The sequence below is a fragment of the Myroides odoratimimus genome, assembly GCF_030326305.1.
GTDB classification, from domain to species: Bacteria; Bacteroidota; Bacteroidia; order Flavobacteriales; family Flavobacteriaceae; genus Flavobacterium; species Flavobacterium odoratimimum_A.
The window spans coordinates 1-22,591 of the sequence record NZ_JACAKB010000009.1 but is presented as its reverse complement, the minus strand read 5'-3'; the positions used below and the strand labels follow the sequence as shown (position 1 = coordinate 22,591).

The 22,591-nt window shown below is 33.2% G+C and carries 18 protein-coding genes and 1 pseudogene; 15 read left to right on the top strand and 4 right to left on the bottom strand.

What is annotated here, in order from left to right:
• Positions 1 to 27: 27 nt before the first annotated feature.
• From HX049_RS08700 to HX049_RS08690, 3 genes and pseudogenes are all read left to right on the top strand, one after another.
• Positions 28 to 714 (top strand): RHS repeat domain-containing protein, encoded by a 687-nt coding sequence (locus HX049_RS08700; RefSeq protein ID WP_230456714.1) that lies wholly within the window; start codon positions 28 to 30, stop codon positions 712 to 714.
• A 79-nt stretch (positions 715 to 793) separates the two neighbouring features.
• Positions 794 to 1,093 (top strand): annotated as a pseudogene (locus HX049_RS08695) (hypothetical protein); the annotation flags it as partial.
• On the top strand, positions 1,093 to 1,539 hold the full coding sequence (locus tag HX049_RS08690) for a contact-dependent growth inhibition system immunity protein (protein ID WP_006259364.1): 447 nt from the start codon (positions 1,093 to 1,095) through the stop codon (positions 1,537 to 1,539). The pseudogene HX049_RS08695 and the gene HX049_RS08690, both read left to right, overlap by 1 nt.
• An 82-nt stretch (positions 1,540 to 1,621) precedes the next feature.
• Here HX049_RS08690 and HX049_RS08685 read toward each other — a convergent pair whose 3' ends face one another.
• Positions 1,622 to 1,846, bottom strand: a complete 225-nt coding sequence (locus HX049_RS08685; RefSeq protein WP_006259363.1) for a hypothetical protein — start codon at positions 1,844 to 1,846, stop codon at positions 1,622 to 1,624.
• Positions 1,847 to 1,955: 109 nt separating this feature from the next.
• On the opposite strand from HX049_RS08685, the gene HX049_RS08680 reads away from it, so the two are divergent.
• The 10 genes from HX049_RS08680 (at position 1,956) to HX049_RS08635 (ending at position 17,280) form a co-directional block, all read left to right on the top strand.
• Positions 1,956 to 2,486: a hypothetical protein gene (locus HX049_RS08680; protein ID WP_006259362.1), complete on the top strand. Its 531-nt coding sequence runs from the start codon at positions 1,956 to 1,958 to the stop codon at positions 2,484 to 2,486.
• A 329-nt stretch (positions 2,487 to 2,815) separates the two neighbouring features.
• Positions 2,816 to 3,925 (top strand): sensor histidine kinase, encoded by a 1,110-nt coding sequence (locus HX049_RS08675; protein ID WP_286415458.1) that lies wholly within the window; start codon positions 2,816 to 2,818, stop codon positions 3,923 to 3,925.
• Between the two features lie 32 nt (positions 3,926 to 3,957).
• Positions 3,958 to 4,719: a LytR/AlgR family response regulator transcription factor gene (locus tag HX049_RS08670; RefSeq protein WP_286415455.1), complete on the top strand. Its 762-nt coding sequence runs from the start codon at positions 3,958 to 3,960 to the stop codon at positions 4,717 to 4,719.
• 166 nt (positions 4,720 to 4,885) lie between these two features.
• Entirely contained in the window at positions 4,886 to 6,067 is a 1,182-nt protein-coding gene (locus HX049_RS08665) for an efflux RND transporter periplasmic adaptor subunit (RefSeq protein WP_006259359.1), read from the top strand.
• A 43-nt stretch (positions 6,068 to 6,110) separates the two neighbouring features.
• Positions 6,111 to 9,272, top strand: a complete 3,162-nt coding sequence (locus HX049_RS08660; protein WP_006259358.1) for an efflux RND transporter permease subunit — start codon at positions 6,111 to 6,113, stop codon at positions 9,270 to 9,272.
• Between the two features lie 7 nt (positions 9,273 to 9,279).
• Complete coding sequence (locus tag HX049_RS08655) at positions 9,280 to 10,695, top strand: efflux transporter outer membrane subunit (RefSeq protein WP_353653714.1); 1,416 nt, start codon at positions 9,280 to 9,282, stop codon at positions 10,693 to 10,695.
• 143 nt (positions 10,696 to 10,838) lie between these two features.
• Entirely contained in the window at positions 10,839 to 11,987 is a 1,149-nt protein-coding gene (locus HX049_RS08650; protein WP_286415450.1) for a biotin/lipoyl-binding protein, read from the top strand.
• Between the two features lie 313 nt (positions 11,988 to 12,300).
• Positions 12,301 to 15,138, top strand: coding sequence for a TonB-dependent receptor (locus HX049_RS08645; RefSeq protein WP_286415448.1), 2,838 nt, complete (start codon positions 12,301 to 12,303; stop codon positions 15,136 to 15,138).
• A gap of 64 nt (positions 15,139 to 15,202) precedes the next feature.
• A complete protein-coding gene (locus HX049_RS08640; RefSeq protein ID WP_286415446.1) occupies positions 15,203 to 16,195 on the top strand; it encodes a metallophosphoesterase in 993 nt (330 codons plus the stop codon).
• A 5-nt stretch (positions 16,196 to 16,200) separates the two neighbouring features.
• Positions 16,201 to 17,280, top strand: coding sequence for a phytase (locus HX049_RS08635; protein WP_286415444.1), 1,080 nt, complete (start codon positions 16,201 to 16,203; stop codon positions 17,278 to 17,280).
• A gap of 114 nt (positions 17,281 to 17,394) precedes the next feature.
• Here the strand turns inward: HX049_RS08635 and HX049_RS08630 are convergent, their stop codons facing one another.
• Complete coding sequence (locus HX049_RS08630) at positions 17,395 to 17,649, bottom strand: hypothetical protein (RefSeq protein ID WP_286415443.1); 255 nt, start codon at positions 17,647 to 17,649, stop codon at positions 17,395 to 17,397.
• Between the two features lie 154 nt (positions 17,650 to 17,803).
• Positions 17,804 to 18,454, bottom strand: coding sequence for a CPBP family intramembrane glutamic endopeptidase (locus HX049_RS08625; protein ID WP_286415508.1), 651 nt, complete (start codon positions 18,452 to 18,454; stop codon positions 17,804 to 17,806).
• 739 nt (positions 18,455 to 19,193) lie between these two features.
• Here HX049_RS08625 and HX049_RS08620 point away from each other — a divergent pair.
• Both HX049_RS08620 and HX049_RS08615 read left to right on the top strand, forming a co-directional pair.
• A complete protein-coding gene (locus HX049_RS08620; RefSeq protein WP_286415442.1) occupies positions 19,194 to 20,018 on the top strand; it encodes an AraC family transcriptional regulator in 825 nt (274 codons plus the stop codon).
• A gap of 198 nt (positions 20,019 to 20,216) precedes the next feature.
• Positions 20,217 to 20,585 carry a VOC family protein gene (locus HX049_RS08615; protein ID WP_286415440.1) on the top strand — a complete coding sequence of 123 codons (369 nt, stop codon included), beginning with the start codon at positions 20,217 to 20,219 and terminating at the stop codon, positions 20,583 to 20,585.
• 733 nt (positions 20,586 to 21,318) lie between these two features.
• On the opposite strand, the gene HX049_RS08610 is transcribed toward HX049_RS08615, so the two are convergent.
• The gene (locus HX049_RS08610) at positions 21,319 to 22,296 is read right to left on the bottom strand and encodes a bacteriophage abortive infection AbiH family protein (RefSeq protein ID WP_006265040.1); all 978 of its coding nucleotides are present in this window, start codon (positions 22,294 to 22,296) and stop codon (positions 21,319 to 21,321) included.
• Positions 22,297 to 22,591: the final 295 nt, after the last annotated feature.

Here is a 22,591-nt window from a genome sequence, read left to right as displayed (position 1 = left end):
TATCAGTACAAAGATCACTTGGGCAATGTGAGACTCTCATATAGTGATGCAAATAAGAATAACGCTATAGAGTCTAATGAGATCATTGAGGAGACGAACTATTATCCTTTTGGGTTAGCCCATAAGGGCTATAATCAGAAGAATGATGGGCTGATGAAGGATTATAAGTATCAGTTTCAAGGACAAGAGATTCAAAAAGAGTTAGGGTTAAATATTTATTTTTTCAGGTTTAGGATGTCAGATCCTTCTATAGGAAGATTTTTAAACATAGATCCTTTATCACCTAAATATTCTCAGAACTCTCCTTATGCTTTTGCTGAAAATAATGTAACAAGTGGAATAGACTTAGAAGGTTTTGAATTATCTTTTAATTTACAAGGAGACAGAGTTACGGTTCAGTATGGTCCTCGAGTTACTGGAGGTGTTAATGGAAACTATACTTCTCAAGAGTTACTAAGTTTAATGACTCAGAGACAGGTAGAGTATGATCGTATGTTTGGTAAAGTAATGGCAAACGACCCAAGGGCATTACCTAAATCTGAGATTAGATTACCAGCTAATAATCTAGATTACGTTAGATATAATGATCCTAGTTTTACTCAGGCTGATTGGGCAGGTCATGGTATGGAGTATGCTGCAAGTGGAATAGGTTTTACTTTAGCTTCTAAAGGGATTATGACAGGGGTAAAGGCATTAATGCCTAAAAAAGTGTAGGGTCTTACCTTCCTTTAGAACGAGGAAGAATAATAGAGCAAATGTTGGGGTAAATCCAGAAAAGGCTAATAATTTCCCTGTAATAGACAAAATAGAAAATGGTGTGGCTACTAGTATAAAGAGTATGGTTCTAACAGGGTATCAAGGAAAGAATGCTGTATATAATACATTGAAAGGATATATAGATAAGTTAGCTAGATTTACAAACGCAAGGCAGGGGACACTTAGTGTTAAAGAGGGAACAAGTTATACTAGTAAAACATTAGAACTTGCTGTTCAAACAGGAAAAGGAAGTACTGATCAATGGGGACAGATTAACCGTGCAATTAAATATGGATTAGATAATGACATTAATATAACAATTAGAGTTATAAGATAATGAAACAATTAGTTGATATAATTCTATTTAAAGATAAGAATAAATATATAGTACATCCTTTTTTGATAGTGAAGGATAGTTTTAATTTTACTATACCTCCATTTACCTCACTTGAAAATCCTAGTATTAGGGTACTTTTAGATACTGTTTTATATACATTGAGTTTTAGCAAGGAAGGAAAAAGACCTGAAGGAGATTTAAAAAAGATGGAACAAGAGTTTCTTGAAGGAATAGGAGTGAAGACAATGGCTAAATTATATAAAAACTCAATACTATTATCTGTATCAGCAAATGATACTGAGATTGTTTTTAGTGCTATGCATAATAAAGGAAGTAGACATGGTTTTATCGGATTAGAAAAAGATGAAAATATTATTATGTCTAAAGATTCTTCTAGAGAGGAGTTAGAGAAAGCACTTGAATTAGCGCTCAGTAGATGTATATGAGTTTTACTCCTTATTCTTATGTGGGTAATTAACTTTTAATAGCTGTAGATTCAGAAGGAAAAAAACAATTATATACAATCGATTAGAATTTAGTGGTTTGTTTAAAATTATTAAGGAGTTGAGAGAAGTTAGGCTCTGATATGGTTTTGACAGGAGCGATAGCTCTAAACTCAGAATCAGAGAAGTATCTACATAATAATAGATAGATAACTTTTCCTTTTTCATCATAATCTATTAATAGTTGCATTGGTCTATCATCAGCCTTAGGCTCATTAATTATTTTGTCCCATTCTTCGTTTCTATTCATTTTATTGTTTTCGGATTTAATATTAATGTTATCAGAATGTTATGTTTTTAGTCAGGAGTGTTTTGATGCCTTTTAATTGATTAATTTTAAGGTAACCAATACAACTACTATGAATGAGTTTTTACGTTATCGATTTCTGATAGATTCAGGAGTTGATGTGCTTTTTAAGCATGAGATAAATGGCTTAAGGCATACTTATAACTTTTCGGATGATTACTTTCGTTTTTTGTTGGTCAGTAGTCATACTGCTTTGATGAGAACTGTTGCTTCAGTGTCTTTCTTTACTTTTACTACTACAGATCATGTATTGTCTATTCAGGAGATGAATGAGGACTCTATCTTCTCTTCGTATATCTTTATTATAGGGAGATGGGATGAGCATACCTTGATAGGAGAATTGTTAATAGGGGAGCATAAAGGGGCTATTGTACTATTAGATGAGAATCAGTACTGTGATATTGATAGTGTAGAAGAACTCTTAGAAGATACAGATTTAGATATAGAATATATCCTACAAGATGATATACAGACATTAACAGCATTATTATCAGAAGAGGTAGGTGTGATTAGTGTATTAGATTATTCTTTTGTAGAATTTTTTGAGAATAGGTTAGTAGGTCTGACAGAGTTGAGATGTTAGGGTTAGAAGTGTCTTTTAATTAAATAATTTGTTTTGTTTCATTTTACCAGAGGTAGTATAGCTAGTTGATGTTATACTACTTTTTTTGTTATTATATATTTGGCAAATGGGTATGTGCTATTTGTATAAATCTCAGCTGATTTTATCTAATTGTGTTTTTTTCGTATTAATTACATGATTTTTGGAAATTAAAATGGGTAATATGGATAAAGAATACAAGTAGGTGTAGTATTTTTCCGTTTCAAGATAGGATATATCATTTTGAGTAAGGTAAGGTTCTAAATGTGGAAATATAGATTTACTTTTGTTATAGAATTTAATTAAGGAAGATGTCGACCAAGAAAGTAAAAGAGGAATCACTGTTTTTAAAACACTATCGATTAATGGTAGTGCCATTAGTTTTTTTACTTTACTTATTCTCTCATTTTTTACTTAATCCTTATGACGCAGATTGGTTCAGAATGGATGTAGAAGAGATGTGGGAGTCAGCCTTTGTTCTATTTCTATACTGTATGGCCATTACAGAGGTGAGCCTTTGGTTGAGTAGAGCTTTGAACAAGTTTTTGCCTTGGGATAAACAGCCAGTGATGCGTGTAGTAGTACAGTTCTTCTTACTACTTATATTTATCTTTACAGTGTATTTTGCTATTAATTTTGTGTATGTCTATCTATCTCCTTACGAGTCTTTTGAGTTAATAGATTTAGAGGCAAAGATAGATTTATGGCAGTCATTAATCATTAGTTTAAATACAGGGATTTTTATCAGTGCTATTCACACAGGTTATTTTTTGATTAATAATTGGAAAAAGTCCATGGTAGATGCTGCAGAGCTTAAATTAAAAGCGGAACAACTAGAACGTATCGCGAGCCAGTCAGAGTTAGAATCGCTAAAGATGCAACTAGACCCTCATTTTTTATTTAATAACTTCAGTACATTATCAGAGTTAGTAATAGAAGATCAGGATATCGCTGTGAAGTTTATAGATCACTTATCACTAGTATATCGTTATATGCTATCTAATGTGAGAAAGAACACCATCAGTCTGTCAGAAGAATTGACTTTCGTAGAATCTTATTTCTACTTAATTAAAGAAAGAATGGGGGCGAAAGTACTGTTAAATATCAATGTGCAAGAGGTGGATAAGAAAAACTTCTATGTGGCACCCATCGCTATACAGTTATTAGTAGAGAATGCTGTGAAGCACAATAGTGCTTCTAAAGAGAGTCCACTAAGAATAGATATTTATGTAGAAGAGGATTATGTGGTGATTCGCAATAATATTCAAGAGTTAGTCGTAACCTTACCTTCTTCTAAAGTAGGGTTGACGAATATTAAAGAACGCTATCGTCTGCTAAGTAAACACAAGGTTCTTATTCAGAAAACGGATAAAGATTTTGTGGTAAGGTTGCCTTTGTTACTAAATAAGAATGATAAATAATTAGAAATAATAGCTTAAGAAAGAAAATATACATGATGAAAGTTTTGATCGTAGAGGATGAGGTAAGAAATGCTAATAAATTATCTCGTTTATTGCAGGTATTAGATTCTACAATAGAAATCGTAGCTGTAGTAGAGAGTGTAAAAGAATGTATAGAATGGTTACAGCATCATGAGGAGCCGTCCTTGATCATGATGGATATTAGATTAGAAGACGGTTTGTGTTTTGAGATATTTGAGCAGATAGAGATAAAAGCACCTGTGATATTTACGACTTCTTATGATGAGTATGCTTTAAAAGCATTTAAGGTGAATAGTATAGACTATATCATGAAGCCTGTAAGGGAAGAAGAGTTAGAACAGGCATTGAATAAGTTTAAAGCACTTAGAAGTTCTCCTGTATTAAGTGATTCGATTAAAGATATATTAGGTAGCTTACACAAGAAAGAAGCATTTTATCGCTCTCGTTTTTTGATTCCTTATAAGGATGGTTTTAAGACTGTGAAGGTGGGTGAGATTGATTTTATTTATTCAGAATTAAAGATTACACATCTAGTCTTAAAGGATAAAACTACTGTAATCGTAAGTCAGAGCTTAGAGGAGTTAGAAGAAGAGCTGTCTCCAGAGATATTCTTTAGAGCTAATAGACAGCATATCGTGAGTGTAGATAGTATAGAGCATGTACAGAACTATTATAATGGGAAATTAAAAATAGGCTTAGTAAAAGATCCTCAGAGAGAGGTGATCGTAAGCCGTGAGAAGGCACCATTACTTAAAAATTGGTTAAATTCATAAAGCTACATTAGTAGCTTTTTTTGTGTCTATGTGTAAGTATAAGAGAGAGTTTATTCAGGTAAGTAAGGCCTTTTGACGCTTCAGGTTCGAATTTTTACGCTTCGAACTAATTCTAGAAGTAGGAGCGGTATAATTTTTGATTTTTGTTGTGTAAAAAGCGTTAGAAATGAATAAAATTTATAGAAGTACGAAAGTTTTGTTTTTAGGAGGCCTATTATTTGGTTTATCTGTATTTTTCGTTAGCTGTAATAAGCAATCAAGTGAAGGAGATGCAGGGCAGCCTTCATTAGAAGTTAGAACAAGTGTAGTAGAGAAGGGTGATGCTCTTGTATTAAAAAAATATACAGCATCGTTAGAAGGAAGGGTGAATGTAGAAGTACGTGCACAAGCTTCAGGTTATATTGATAAGATTCTTGTAGAAGAAGGAAGTTATGTAAAGAAGGGGCAGGCATTAATCTTAATAGACGCTCAACCGTATCAAATACAACTAAATAATGCAAATGCTAGTCTAAAGGCAGCTCAGGCTGCTCTTGTAAATGCTCAATTAGAAAAAGATAAAGTACAGTCTTTATTAGATAATTCTTTTGTATCTCCAATACAGTTAAAAACTGCACAAGCTGTGTTAGATAACGCTAAAGCAAACGTGGCTCAGGCAGAGGCAGCTGTGGCAGAAGCAAAGTTAAACTTAAGCTACTGTACGATTAAGGCTCCTGTAGATGGATTCTTAGGACGTATTACTAAGCGTGTAGGAAACTTAGTGACAGCTGGTGAAGTAGAGGAATTAACTACTATGTCTGATATCTCTCAGATGTTCGCTTATTTCTCATTGACAGAAGCAGACTACTTTAATCTAGTAAAAGAGAATGGTGGTTCAGAGAATGTACTGAAGATGCCTATAGAATTAGAATTAAGTAATGGAGATAAGTATCCTATAAGTGGTAAGGTAGATGTAATTAATGGAGAGTTCGATGCAGGTACTAATTCTATCAGTGTACGTGCAGTATTTGATAACCCAGATCGTTTATTGAGAAATGGAGGTACAGGTATTGTGAACCTGATGGCTACACATAAAGATGCTGTACAAGTACCTATAGCTGCTACTGCAGACTTACAAGATAAGATCTTTGCTTATGTAGTAAATAAAGACAATACAGTTGATCAAAGACAACTTAAAATTATCGGAAAGAACTTGCATACTTACTTTATCGCTGATGGTGTGAAAGAAGGAGAAACACTTGTAACAACAGGAGTAGATAAACTGCAAGATGGTATGACTGTGACAGTATTATCTGCAGCAAAAAATGCAGGAGGTAATACAAGTACAGAAACTGCTAAAGCAAGCGAGTAAGTAGGCTCAAAGATTCTTTATTTAATTAAAACAAACAGATCAAATGCTTAAAAAGATAATACATAGACCTGTATTAGCTACAGTTATATCTCTTATCATTGTTATATTAGGGGCAGTAGGACTTACACAGTTACCTATGGCACAGTTCCCTGATATTGCACCTCCGAGTGTAACTGTAATGGCTTCTTATCCGGGAGGTAATGCTGAGACAGTATTGAAATCAGTAGTGACTCCTTTAGAAGAGGTAATTAACGGGGTAGAAAATATGACTCATATAGAGTCAACAGCTAGTAATGATGGTACAGCAGCTATCACAGTATTCTTTGATTTAGAAACTGATCCTGATCAGGCGGCAGTAAACGTACAGAACAGGGTAGCTCAGGTGACAGGTATCTTACCTGCTGAGGTATTACAAGCGGGGGTAATCACTCAGAAAGAACAGAGAGGTATGATCATGGTAGTAGACCTAATCAGTGAGGATGCTGCTCTATATGATGAAACCTTCGTACAGAATTATGCTCGTATCAACTTAGTACGTGAGTTAAAACGTATTAAAGGGGTAGGTAACGTACAGCTATTTGGTGAGAAGGATTATGCTATGCGTATATGGCTAGATCCACATAAACTGGCAAATAGAGGATTAACGCCTGCTGATGTAGAGCGCTCTATCCAAAGTCAGAGTATGGAAGTAGCTGCAGGTAACTTAGGTCAGAATGCAGGAGGAGCAGTACAATATACATTGACATACCCAGGTAAATATAATACTCCTGAACAATTCGAGAATATCGTAGTACAGGCAGATAAAAGTGGTAATGTACTTTATTTAAAAGATATCGCACGCATCGAGTTTGGTGCAGTAGCGTATGATGAGGAGAATAAAATCAATGGACAAGAAGCTGTAACAATGGCTGTATTCCAGACAAAAGGATCTAATGCAAATGAGATTCAAACTCAAGTGTACAAGGTATTAGAAGAATTAACTCCTCAGTTGCCAAAAGGGCTAAAATACAATGTAACGTTCGCTAATAAGACACAGTTAGATGAATCTATAAATCAGGTAAAAACAACATTAATAGAGGCATTCTTATTAGTATTCTTGATAGTATATATCTTCTTACAAGATTTTAGATCAACTATTATTCCAGCGATAGCAGTACCAGTATCATTAATCGGTACCTTCTTCTTCTTGAATATGTTAGGGTTCTCGATTAATATGTTGACGTTGTTTGCATTAGTACTAGCTATTGGTATTGTAGTGGATGATGCCATTGTAGTAGTAGAGGCAGTACACAGTACGATGGAACTCGAGGGCTTAGATGCAAAAGAGGCAACTACTAAGGCCATGAGTGAAATCTCAGGAGCGATTATCTCGATTACTTTAGTAATGTCAGCAGTATTCTTACCTGTAGGGTTTATGGAAGGACCAGTGGGAGTATTCTATAAGCAGTTTGCATATACACTTGCGATAGCGATTATGATTTCTGCTGTAAATGCCTTGACATTGAGCCCTGCTTTATGTGCCTTGTTATTAAAGAATCATCACCATGATTTAGAACATACGGGAGAGGTAAAGAAAGATGGGTTTAAGAGAAGATTCTTTAGATCGTTTAATGCAGGATTTACAGCATTAACGAATAGATATATAAAAGGAGTACATTTCTTAATCAAAAGAAAAGTATTGAGTTTCTGTATTCTAGTAGGTTCTATAGTAGGAATGGTATTCTTAATGAATACAACCCCTAAAGGGTTTATCCCTAATGAGGATCAGGGATTTGCGATGTTTGCTCTATCATTACCTCCAGGGTCATCTATTGATAGAACAGCACAGGTCTTAAAAGAAGGGGATGAGATCATGAGAAAGAACCCTGCTATTAAGTCTGTAACCACTATTTCAGGATTCAACATTTTAGGTAATGCAGCCAGTCCTGCTTATGGTATGGGATTCATTTCTTTTAAAGCTTTAGAAGAAAGAGGAGAGGTAACTGACATCAATGAGTTGATTGCACAGTTAAATCAAGAATTATCATCATTAAAAGAAGGTGATTTCTATGTGTTTGCTAACCCAACAGTTCCAGGATTTGGAGATTTTGATGGATTAGAGATGGTAGTTCAGGATAGACGTGGTGGAGATATTACAGAGTTTGCAAATGTTGTAAATCAGTTTAATCAAGACCTAAGTGAGACTGATGAAGTGCTAAGTGCCTTCACGATGTTTAAAGCAAACTTCCCAATGTATAAAATCGTAGTAGATCCTGTAAAAGCAAAGATGCATGGAGTGGAAGTAAGTGATATGATGAGTGCAGTACAGTTGTTCTACGGATCAGCACAAGTAAATGACTTTAACCGTTTTGGTAAACAGTTTAAGGTATTTGTACAGGGAGACGCTCAATTTAGAGCAGATGAAGAATCTTTTAAAACTATCTATGTGACAGCTGGTTCGGGAGAGATGATTCCGATTAGTTCATTAGCGCACTTAGAAAAAGTGTATGGACCACAAGCTATCAGTCGTCATAACTTATTTAACTCTATCGCTGTAAATGGTATTATCAACCCTGGTACAAGTACAGGGGATGCAATGGCGGCAGTAGAGAAAGTAGCAGCTGAGAAGTTACCTTCAGGATATAGTATTGAATGGTTAGGACTGAGTAAAGAAGAGAAGAAATCTGGAGGACAGATGGTGTTTATCTTTGGGTTATCTATTTTGTTTATCTATTTTATTCTTTCAGCTCAGTATGAGAGTTATATCTTACCATTAGTAGTATTGTTATCACTACCAGTTGGTATTATGGGAGTATTCTTAGCCATAGGTTCTGTAGGTATTGCTAATAATATTTATGTGCAAGTAGGACTCATCATGCTGGTCGGACTGCTCGCGAAGAATGCAATTTTGATTGTAGAGTTTGCTGTTCAGAAAAGACAAGGAGGGATGAGTATTGTAGACTCAGCATTAGAAGCTTCGCGTTTACGTCTTCGTCCTATCTTGATGACATCATTTGCTTTCGTAGCAGGTCTAATTCCTTTGATGTTCGTTCAAGGTTCGTCAGCACAAGGTAACCACTCTATTAGTATTGGTACAGCAGGAGGGATGGTATTAGGAGTTATTCTTGGAGTATTCGTTATTCCTTTCCTTTATGTTGCATTCCAGTACTTACAAGAGAAAATTAGTGGTAAGCAACCAGACGTTTCTGAAGTTGTAGAAAACTAAGAGATTAATGGTAGTTCAAAACAAGAAAACAATGAGAAAAATAGTATATATAGCGATTGGTTCGACATTATTAACTGCTTGTAAAGTAGGTAAGAATTATGAAAGACCAACTGTAGACACACCAGAGCAGTTTTATCAAGAGACTGCTTCTGATACTACAGCTAATAATCTAGCGAAGTTGAGTTATTCGGAATTCTTTAAGAACACTGAATTAACGAGTTTGATTGAATCTGCATTAGAGCGCAATGCTGATTTACAAGTTGCTGTTAAAAATATCGAACAAACAAGGTTGTTATTCACTCAGTCAAAAATGGCACTATTACCACAGTTGACTATGAACGTAGCAGGTAGTAGAACAGAGTCTTCTAAGAATAGCCAATTGGCAGCTAGTGGGGCAGGACGTGTTAATGATGATTTTACAGCAAGCCTTGATTTATCATGGGAGTTAGATATATGGGGGAAGCTTAGAAGAGAGAAGGAAGCTGCATTAGCAACTATGATGCAGACGGAAGAGGTAAAGAGAGCTATCCAAAATAGATTAGTAGCTGAGGTAGCTACTAGTTATATCAACTTACTAATGTTAGACGAACAGCTCGAAATAGCGATAGAAGGTATTGCACTTCGTGAGAGTACATACTTATTAACTAAAAAGATGTTCGAGGTAGGTAACGAGACTATTGTAGCGATGCAACAAGCAGAGGCACAGTGGTTAGAATCAAAAGAATTATTACCTCAGATAGAGCAAGAAATTGCCTTACAAGAAAGTGGATTGAATTTACTTTTAAATAATTATCCGCAGGCTATATCTCGCTCTGTTACGATTAGTGATTTAAATTTTTCAACAGATTTAAATACAGGAGTACCTGCGGATTTTTTAAGTACTCGTCCAGATGTACAAGTAGCAGAATATGCTTTAAAAGCAGCTAATGCAAAAGTAGGAGCAGCTCAAGGGCAGATGTATCCTAATTTAATAATATCTGCTCAAGGAGGATTGAACGCATTTGAAAGTTCACAGTGGTTTAAGACACCAGCTTCTTTATTTGGTATGTTTGGTGGTGGTTTAATACAGCCTATATTTAATCAAAAGAAGTTAAGAACAGCTTATGAAATCGCTGTTGTAGAACGAGAGAAAGCTGGTATAGAATTTAAAAATAAAGTTATAATTGGTTTTACGGATGTACATAATGCATTGGTAAAAATCGATAAACTATCTCAAAAAGAAGAGATGATGCAAAAGCGAGTGAATATTCTAAACACTTCTTTAGCTAACATTAAATTTATGTTTGAGATGGATAAGGCATCTTACTTAGAGGTTATTAATGCACAGAGTTTAGCATTGCAGAGTAGTTTGAGTTTTGCAGAGTTAAAAAGAGATCATTTAGCGTCGCTAGTTGATTTGTATAGAGCTTTGGGAGGACATTAATATACTCTAGTAGATTTTTGATTGAGGATGAAACCAATATTGTTTACAATATTGGTTTTTTTTATTGTAATTTAGATGTTTGGATTGTTTTTTTTTCAGTCCTTTGCATCAGTTAGTTATCTTTGTAAGGATAAGAGTGGGTTATGAATAAAAAAAATGTAAAACTTCAGCAGATTATAATGACACTTCTAAGTATTGTATTCTTAGTAGGGGTAGGTTATTATGGAAATAAAGATAAAGGTGGAGAAAAGGAGGTGACTGAATCTCCAACGATTGCAGCTACTGAGGAAGTAATTCAACCTGAAAAAGAAGTAGTCTTAGAAGAGGAAGAGGAGAAAACTGAAGTAGTGAAAGAGAATGTGGCTCCTACGGTGTTAGTGTTGAATAGTAAATACCATACCTATACAAAGGAGTATGCAGCTAAGGTGAAAATGAAATTTAACACACCTGTCAAGGAGTCTATAGAAGGGAAGGTAGTGTCACTTTTTATAAAAGAAGGACAGGCAGTCTCAGAAGGACAGGTAATCTATGAAGTAGAGGTGGGGAGTCTACAGGTCTCTAAGAAAGAGAAAGATAAAGAAAAGAGTGAATACAAAGGGCTCAAGAAAGATTTAGAACGTGCAGAGAATAGATTACAAAAATTAGCTAGAAGAGACAGTGTCGCTTTTGTTAAACAACGTGAAGTTGTGGAAGAGTTGCGTAAGAATGTAATTGAGCTAAGTGATAAAATAAATGCATCAGATACCAAGTATAGTAGATATGCTGTTAAGTCTGAATATAGTGGTGTAGTAAAGAATATCACTGTAAAAGTAGGCGATATACTGACAGCGAATGATAAGCATAGTTTATATACTATAGTGGGCTATGATGTGTTTTTTGAAATACCTACTAGTGATATGGTACAATGGAAACAAGGTATGACAGGACAGAGTACTCTTGTGAGTTCATTCGAGACTAAGGAAGGGCAACACATTCCTATCAAAGTGAATCTTAAGAATGATACAAATATTTTCTTTTTAGATAAATCACCTCAAGTGATGGACGGTTTAAAACTAAATGGAGAGGGGATTGCAGAGAATAGAGTGGTGATTTCGTTAGTGTATAAAGATGTTATAGAAATACCTTATTCTGCTATAAGTTTAACTAGTGATGGAAAACAGTTTATAACTATCATGGGAACAAATGGTGTGGAAAGTAAGAAGGAAATAGTTCCTATCAGAAAATATACCTCGTATGCCTTAGTGAATGATCTTAGCCTTGAAGGTGTGTCTATTAAGAATAAAAGTAATTAATGAGATAAGTTTTTATATATAAACAAAGCCCTTGTAGATATTCTATGAGGGCTTTTTGTTTTCAGTAAATTAACGTTGGAATAGATAATTAATAAAGCGTTAATGTTGGTTTTATTGGTGATTTTAGTAATTGTGTGTGGATTTGTTGAGTTAAAGTATATTTATTTAGATATATGATTCTTTATTGATTCTATTTTTGTTTATTTTATATCTATTTTAAAATATAGTAATTTGTTTATTAATAATATTAACTAAACATTGACTTGATAGGTTGATACTAAGTTTGCTAGCAAAACTATTCAATGTTATTATTATGAAATTAAAGTACTTATTTTTCTTATTTGCAATTTGTTTTGCAATACCAATACAAGGACAAAATAATAGTGTTAAAAAAGGAATTGTGTCAGGAAGAGTAATAGACTCTGGTGATAAGAGTTCATTACCAGGTGCAGCTGTTTTATTAGATAATGGCAAGCAATATACGGTAAGTAACAATAATGGGTATTATGAATTTTTAAATATTCCAGAAGGGAAATATGTCTTATCAGTAAGTTATATTGGCTATACTTCAGTAGAACAAGAAGTAGAAGTGAGTTCAGGACAGAATAAAGTAATTAATTTAAGTCTTTCAACAGATGTAGAAACCTTAGAAGGTATTGTAGTAATAGGAGAACGTTTAAAAGGACAAGCTAAAGCATTAAATCAACAGATGAATAATGCTAATGTTACTAATGTTATTTCAGCAGACCAGGTAGGGCGCTTCCCTGATTCTAATATTGGTGATGCTCTAAAACGTGTACCAGGAATCACAATGCAAAATGATCAAGGAGAAGCCCGTAATATAGTTATCCGTGGTTTAGCTCCTAGTTTAAATTCTGTTACATTAAATGGAGACCGAATTCCTTCAGCAGAAGGAGATAATAGAAATGTTCAGATGGACTTAATTCCTGCGGATATGATATCTTCTATAGAAGTAAACAAAACCTTAACTCCAGATATGGATGCTGATGCTATTGGAGGGTCTGTTGATTTGATTACTCGTGCTTCACCTTATGGTGAGCGTATTTCGGCAACTCTAGCAGGTGGACTTAACCCTATAAGAGACAAAGGAAATTATATAGGAAGTTTTGTGTATGGTAATCGCTTTTTAGATTCTAAATTCGGAATGATCTTAAGTGGTTCTTATAATAGTAATAATTTTGGATCAGATAATGTGGAGGGAGTATGGAGTGAGGATAAATATGACAATATTTATATGAGCGAATATGACATTCGTAAGTATGATGTACAACGCGTTCGTCGTAGTTTCTCAGGAGCTTTTGATTATAAGATTAATGATAATCATACTATCTATGCTAGTGCAATGTATAACTGGAGAGACGACAGAGAGAATCGTTATCGTGTGCGTTACAGAGGTATTAAGCCAGAGTATGATCAAGATAACAGTATCACTGGGTTTACTGGCGATATAAGAAGAGAAACAAAGGGAGGACTTGATAATAATAGAAATAAAAACACTCGCTTAGAAGATCAAAGAATTCAGAATTATGCATTAAGTGGAACGCATTTATGGTCTAGTAATTTAGATATGGATTGGTCTGTTAATTATTCACGTGCATCAGAAGATCGTCCAGGGGAACGTTATATAGATTTTCAAAATAAGAAAGTCGCGATGCAAGAAGATTTAACTAATGGAAAATATCCACTAGTAACTGCCTTAGGAGATCAACCAGATAACTTTTCATTGAGAAAGTTATCAGAAAATGATAATTTCACAAAGGATAGCGAGTTTGGTGCTAAATTAAATTTTAGAGTTCCTTTTTCTGTTGTTGAAAATCAAAAAGGACGTTTAAGATTCGGAGGTCGTCTTCGACTAAAAGATAAAAAGAGAGAGAATATGTTCTATGAGTTCTCTCCAATAGGAACGAATACCATTGGCAATTTAGCTACTGTACCTGGTAGTTATTATGATGGATCTGGTTTTCAGCCAGGTAGTAAATATGTTCCAGGACATTTTGCTTCAAATCAATATTTAGGAGGATTAGATTTACACAATTCTAATTTATTTAAGAAGGAGGCAGTGCCAGGAGAATATTTAGCTTTAAACTATAAAGCTAAAGAAAATATATATGCAGGATATATTCGTTGGGATCAAGACTTCAATGAGAAATTATCTATGATATTGGGAGCTCGAATTGAACATACAAGTATAGATTATACAGGTAATCATATTGTAGATGAAAGCGACTTAATAGGAGAGGTTAGTAATACAAATAATTATACTAATGTATTGCCTAGTGTTACTTTTAAATATCAGACAGATTCAGATTGGATTTATAGAGCAGCCTTTACGACTGCTTTAGCTAGACCTGACTATTATGCCTTAGCTCCATATATTAATGTGGTATCTCAAGATAATATGGTATCTGCAGGTAACCCAGACTTAAAGGCAACTTATGCTTATAACTTTGATTTAATGGCAGAAAAATATTTTCAATCTGTAGGAATGTTTTCTGCTGGTGTTTTTTATAAGAACTTAAAAGATTTTATCTATAACTATAGATCTGATTCTTTTACACATGAGAATTTTAACGAGTTGTTTCCCGGACAAGTTAATCCTATTCAATCAGAGGACACATGGAAGTTTATGCAACAAAGAAATGGGGACCAAGTAAACTTGTTTGGAGTAGAGGTGGCTTTTCAAAGACAATTTGATTTTATACCTGGTAAATTTTGGAAAGGTCTAGGAGTCTATGTGAATTATACATATACATATACAGAAGCTAAGGGAATAGCTAATGAAGATGGAGAGATAAGAAAAAACATGGAGTTACCTGGTGCATCGCCGCATATGTTTAATGGTTCGTTGTCTTGGGAGAATGATCGTTTCTCAGCCCGTGTATCATTAAATTACTCTTCAGATTATTTAGATGCATTAGGAGGAAATAGTTTTGAAGATAGTTATTATGATAAACAATTATTCTTGGACGCAAATGCCTCGTATAAAATAACTTCATATTTACGTGTGTTTGCTGAAGCAAATAACTTGACTAATCAACCCCTAAGATATTATCAAGGAGTGAGTCATAGAGTAAAACAAATGGAGTATTACCAACCTAAATTTACTTTAGGACTTAAGTTTGATTTCTAATAAATAAATATCTATAGAAATTAGGGCGAAGAATATTCGCCCTAGTTTTATTATACAATCTATCATGAAAAAAATAATATATAGTTTATTATTAGCAGTTTGTACCGCTACAATACAAGCACAGACTCCTTTTGAATATGAAAAAAGTACGGGGTATACAGGAAGTAATATTCCAAGTTTAACTTACAAAGAGAATAGTTTTAACTTTATTGTCATGGGAGATTTTGGACGTGTAGGGGATTATTACCAGAAAGATGTGGCTAGAGAAATGGGAAATGCAATGGTAGTATTAGATGGTGAATTTGTAGTATCAGTAGGTGATAATTTTTACCCAAATGGAGTTGCTAGCACAAGCGATTATCATTGGATATCTTCGTTTGAGAGTATATATACTAATCCATCTTTATATACTGATTGGTATGTAGCTTTGGGAAATCATGATTATTTAGGTAATGTTCAAGCACAAATAGATTATACTAATATTAGTAGACGTTGGAATATGCCAGACCGTTATTATAGTAAAGAGTTTAAATTAGATAATGGTGAGAAGGTATTGTTAGTAATAATGGATACAAATCCATTTATAGAAAGTTATCACAAGAGAAGTAAATACGGTGATTTACGACAACAAGACACCGAACAACAAATGAAATGGCTTGAAGAAACTTTAGGTAAAGAAGATGATACTATAAAATGGAAGATTGTAGTAGGACATCATCCAATGTACAGTGGAGGAAAACGTAAAGAAAATAAAGATACACAAGGTTTTGCTTTAAAGTTTGCGGATTTTTTTGATAGACATAAAGTAGATGCTTATATATGTGGACATGAACATGACCTGCAAATTATCAAGCCTAAACATCGTTATACCACACAATTTCTTTCTGGTGCAGCGAGTGAAGTTCGAGCTTCTGGAGATATGGAGCATACCATTTTTGCCGCTGCAGAACCAGGTTTTATGACTTTCACTATTTTAGATAATGAATTAATAGTTCAGGTAGTTCAAGCAGATAAGAAAGAAGCAAAGGTTTTATTTACACATCAAATAAAAAAGTAGAAATAATGAAATATAGATTTTTATACTCTTTAGCAGTCTTAGGATTATTGAGTAGTTGTAAAGATAAGTTAGCTCCTATAGCCCCAGATGCTATTCAGCCAACAATTGTTACAGAGCAAACAGTTTTTGATACAGATGATCCTGCTATTTGGATTAATCCAATAGATCAATCTAAAAGCTTAATTATTGGAACAGATAAAGAAGATGGAGGAGGAGTATATGCATATGACTTACAAGGTAAAGTTGTACATAAGTTTATTGATATGGCACGTCCAAATAATGTTGATATTGCTTATGGTTTTTTTTATAAAGATATGGTGATTGATATTGCTGTTGTTACAGAGAGAAATGCAAATGCAATAAGAATTTTTAAATTGCCAGAGTTAACGCCAATTGATCAAGGTGGTTTAAAAGTTTTTGAAGGAGAAGTAGAGGATGGGTATAATGAACCAATGGGAATCGCTTTATATGAGAAGAAAGAGGATGATAATAAGCAAATCTATGCTATTGTAGGACGTAAAAGTGGGCTTTCTAATGAGTATTTATGGCAATATGCTCTGCAAGCGAATAAGGAAGGTCAGATAAATTTGGTGTTAAAAAGAAAGTTTGGTGTTTATAGCGGAAAAAAAGAAATAGAAGCTATTGCAGTAGACCAAGAGCTAGGTTATGTCTATTACTCTGATGAAACAGCAGGATTGCGCAAATATTATGCTGATCCAGAAAAAGGAAATGAAGAGTTGGCTTTCTTTGTTAAAGGTGATGCTAAGAGAGATCATGAAGGAATAGCTATTTATAAAAAAGATGCTAATTCGGGGTATATTATTGTTTCAGATCAACAAGATAATTCAATTTTAATTTATCCTAGGGAAGGTGAACAGGGAAACCCTCATGAACACAGATTAATTGCTAAGATACCTGTTTCTGCAATTGAATGTGATGGCTTAGAGGTAACTTCTTTAGGGGTGAGTAATATTTTTAATCAAGGTATGCTGGTAATGATGAGTAACGGTAAAGTATTTCATTATTATGATTGGAAAGATATTCAAGAGAGAATAAATAAAGTAAGTAAAAAAGAAACTAATTAAGTATAAAATTGAAAAACTCGTTTTAGTAAGGGATTTTCAATGCTGCTTTGAATACAACAAAAACGTCAGCTTATTTATGTTAGGCTGACGTTTTTGTTATTCAGTTAAATTCGTCTAGATAAGAATTTTTATGAAGCTTTTGTTGAACCACTTTATTTGCAATGAAAGAATGAATTCTCCCATTTCGGAATTTATATGTATTAAAATTTCATCATTCATCCATAAATCCTCAAGGTCTACAACTTTGGGCTTTAATATTTTAATTGCATTAAAGAAATCAGAAAGAAATTCTTCTTTTTCTACACCATTAAAGATTTCAATCAAAAGTTTCTCTGATCCAAATTCAGGGCGAAAATGATACTTATACATTTTATTTCAGTTGTTTATTTCGCAATGTTGAAATGAGCTTGTTGCTAACTAAACTTCGCTAAAACTGTTCCATTATTTGTAAATTTACAAAAAACACGAATATGAACAGCTGGAGATTAGTTTTAAGACATACAGTCAATGACTTTCGAGTTAATTAACATAGTAAAATAGTGATTAAATTCATTAGTATGTGATATACTATACTATATTTGATATTATTACTTTTTAAAAAAATAATACAGAGAATAACACTGCCAATAAAAAATATTAAAAAATTATATAAATATAAATGACTAATACTGAATAATATACTTGTGAAAATTACTGATAAATATATTCCATATTTATTTCTTAATTGTACTAGTATTATTTTTCTAAAAAGTAACTCTTCTAATATTGGAGTTATCAATATTAATCTCGCAAAAGGATAGAGTTCTAAAATTCCATTTCTATTTGGGACAATAATTTTTTCTATACATATATTTAATTTCTCAAGATTTAAAGAGTATGATAAAAAAGGGTATTTAAATATTGGACTTACATAAACCCAAATTATAATGAGACACAAAAAGAATATTATTAAGTTAGGCTTAAGAGATTTCTTATTAATCTCTATTTTATCTTTATAAAAAGAAAAAAATCCCAGAATAAAAACAAACAGAATACTTATATCTATAGCAATCTGAACATGAATTTGTAAGTTTGATTCTGGGTAAAGAAAATGAAAAGCTAATGTAAGTAATATTTGTAATACCAATAATATAATTAAAAGTATTACTGTTTTAATTAGTACCCCTATTTGCATCATTTTTTATACTTATTTATAAAAGAGAGATTATTTTATCAGAAAACAATCTCTCTTGTGTTTTAACTATTAATCAAAAATCCATCTTAGTATAGCTTCTCCTAATGGAGTATATCCTGGTTTAGGTTGACCTTGTACGTGAGCTACATGTCTAATAACGGCTTCATTATGGCATGAATTTTCTGTTCCACCAGAATTTTTGCTAATAAATCTTTTGATGCAATAGCTTCCGCTCTCATTTTAAGAGTGTTTAAACTTAATTTTTCTATTTAATAGATATTCAACATTTATTTATTATAAATAAATACAAAATAACATAAGTCAAATATATGGTATAATTTCAAAAACACAAATTATATGTAATTATGACTGTTTTTTTATAAAAACATGTGTTTTTTACAAAATATCTTTATGTTTAAATAGAAAAAACTCATGACTTCGGAGTAGTTTTCCAGCCGGCTCCAAGAGCAAGTCGTTTTCAAAGTGAGAATCTCAATTTCGAGTGCCTCAAAAACATAATTTGCTGTTACCTTTGCGCTACCTTTTTCAACAGGAGTAGCTCTAAAATAAGTAGATCAATTTTAAAATAAGACATCCAAAGTGTTTTCTCATAAGAATTTAATGTATCTAAATCAACTATTTTTACGAACCATAGCTATAGTAGTACTTTCACCAATACTTCTTATCTTGTATTTTGAATCAAATAAAGTTTGCGTCACACTATTAACCCCTTGATTAAATGATTTACCATACATACAAACCACATAAAGACTTAGCATCCATTGTCAAATATTATTGGACCTTAGAAGTGCCTTTTGATCCAATGAATCAAAAACAAAAAATTATACCGGATGGATGCATCGAAATGGCGTTCAATTTTGGTGACAAGATTAAAAGATACGTTTCTAAAACAGACTTTATATTTCACCCTAATGCAATGGTAATGGGACAAAGAACAAAATCATTTGATATTTTACCTACTGGACATGTTGATACTTTTGCGATCTGCTTCTATCCCATTGGATTTGCAAATTTCGTAAAAACACCGCTTGAAAACTTGGTTGACAAAGAAACTCCTATTTCTGAACTTTTCGGATTAGTTGAAGCCTCAGAACTAGAACAACAAATGATTCAAGCTATTGATACAGAGCAGAGAATTCAAGTTATTGAAACCTTCTTATTAAAAAAACTAAAGGAGACAAATACCATCCATACTATTGTAAGATCAACGGTTGATGCTCTTCTCAAAGCAAATGGAACGACACCCATATACATTCTTGTGCAAGAGAACCTTTCAAAAAGAAGACAAATTGAAAGACATTTTAAAAAACAAATTGGCATTAGTCCAAAGCAGTTAGGAAAAGCCATTCGCTTGCAAGCTACTTTACATTTATTGCTCAACAAGAAATCAAAGACACTTACAAACATTGCTTATGAGAGTGAATATTTCGATCAAAATCACTTTATAAAAGATTTTAAAGACCTCGTAGGTATAACACCAAAAGAGTATTTGGGAAGTGAAAATATGGTGCTCTCTGTACTCTTCTACAAAGAAATAAACTAGTGTCGCATTTATACTATTTTGATCTTCTGCTAACTTGTACTTTTACACTATCAAATTAATTAAAAACATATGATAGTCAGAAGAATATTTTTTAACTCCTTAGTTGCTCTCATCTGTTTTGTTTCATGCCATAATTTGAACAACACCGATGCTGAAGCCAAAATAAAAGACACTTTAATCACTTTTAAAGAAAAAAAGATGAATAGTTACATAGCCTTATTCGAAATTCCTGCTACTGATATTTCAAGAGCCATTCGTTTTTACCAAATCTTGTTAGGCATCGAGATAGAAAAAATAGATATTGATGGAATGCAAATGGGGATTTTTCCTCATGATGGACAAATGGTTCCTGGTATTATCATTCAGGCAGAAGGATATAAACCATCAGCAAATGGTGTTACTATGTACTTAAACGCTGGGGAAGATTTACAAATAGCACTGGATCAAGTAGAGAAAAACAACGGACAAATAATAGTGCCTAAAACAGCACACGCAGATGGTATTGGATACTTTGCCATCTTTCTGGACTCCGAGGGAAACCAAATGGCTCTTAATTCACCTAAATAGGAAATAAACGTAAGGACGAATGGCCATTCGTCCTAGAACCTGAAGATTTATTTCAAAACGACAAGGGATTACAGATCCCCAAGTTGGTAAATAGACACAAAGAAAACCGATAGCTTTCGTTATCGGTTTTCTTCGCGGAGAAAGAGGGTTAGCCTCTTTTGTTCCGTATGCTTTATAAACAGGGATATTCACTTTTTTGAATTGTAGTAAGCACCTTATTCGGAAAGTTTTAAACTATGATTGGAATCGTTTGATTCTATATCAAATATACTGTTTAATAATTGATTTTAGGGGGATAAGAATTTTTTTTAGTATATCTCTAAAATGTGTATTTTATCAATATAGTATTATAGACTGGCATTCTTGTCGTCTTTAAGTTAAAAGTTTATTTTCTGCAATTACTTTTTTCAAGTTGTCGCCTCAAAATGTTATTCTGCCAATATTGAGAAATCGGAGTGTGAACTACTAGTTAATGAAAAAAACGAATTAAAAAATCAATTAGAAAATGTTAATCATTTTTTTTTCGAAAATCCAAAGATAACCAAATCTTTTAGAGAGTGGAGCTGAAAGCAGTAATCCTAAAATTACTGCTGGTGTATCTTAAAACAACACTTCGAAAACTCCATAATATATAAAGCTACTACGGTTCGGTTCAACGGGCTTTCATCTCTAGCCCTGTGGGCAAGACGAAAGCTTAGTTATTATAGGCTGTCATTCTTTTCATTTTGTCAGTTTAAAATTCAATTTTCAACTGTTTATTATTCTCTTGTATGTCTTCAAGTTGAATAAGTCGAATATTTTCAGATGTAATTCCAAGTTTGGCAAGTGTTGCTTTGTGTCTCTTATGTTCGTCAGAGTTGTAATATGAAACTGTCCATTTAACATCATCACTTATATTTCTTACTATTTCTTCAAAGTAAGGTAAGTCAACCGAAGAAATTGAATGTCCATAAACGAAGATTTTCTCAACCGTTTTTAGGTTAGAAAAGAAGGTAGAATATCGATTTATTATTTCTTTTGTTGGTTTATATGTGGCTTTAAAATATCTCATTAAGTTCTGTTTTCCCTCGTCATAGGAGTAGTCATAGTTATCATTTCTATTATACCAATCTTCTAGTTCTTCAGAGTCTAAGTCGTCAGGTGGCTCTGGTTTTTTCTCATCAAAAGTCTCTGGGTCAATTCCGTGTCCAAGTATGATTTCGCCTGCACTATAAAAGACAGAGTTATGAATATAAATGATTCTAAATTTATCTATTGAATAAAGCCTTTCAAGCGTATTAGTGTAATTGAAAGTTAAAAATGTAGCTTCTTTGTCAATTTCAATTTTGTGTTCCCAAGAATAGTAGGGATACTCAACTTGTTGAATAAATTCTTCAAATGCCGAGAAAAGTCCACTCGTTAATTTCTGAAAGTGTTCTTCCATTATGTCAGGGAAAACATATCTATCTCTGTCTCTAAAGTCGTCACTTGCATAATTTGGTAAAGTGTCTGAATGTTCAGATAGAATTTCTTCTGCGTCAAGATTGGCTAAATTCTCTTCAAATCTAGACCACAAGTCTTTATCCGAAGTTGGATAGGAAACATAACTTTCCAATATCGAATAAATATCGTTATGATTTTTACGTAAATAATTAGCAAAATCATTATAGCTGGTTTTCAAATAATGATGAAGGTCAAATCCATTTCCTATTATATAAAGCTTTGTAGTCATTTTTTACTCTGTCTGTTCGTCTGCGGTTATGCTTGTCTATAACGTTTGAGTGCTTTACGAAGTTACAGTGAATTGAAGCGACGAGTTTCAATTCAGCCGAAACGTAGCAAAAGCTACATCTATTTGCCAATATATTAAAAAAGCCAATATAATTGGCTTTTGCGGAATAGAAAGCCGAAATTTAATTTTAGCCTTAACCCGCTATTGCGCCAAGCCCTTGTTGAACTAAACCTTCGGTAGCTTTTCCGTTAGAAGTCATATATTTAGGATATTAAAAAAATAAAATTATGGTAAC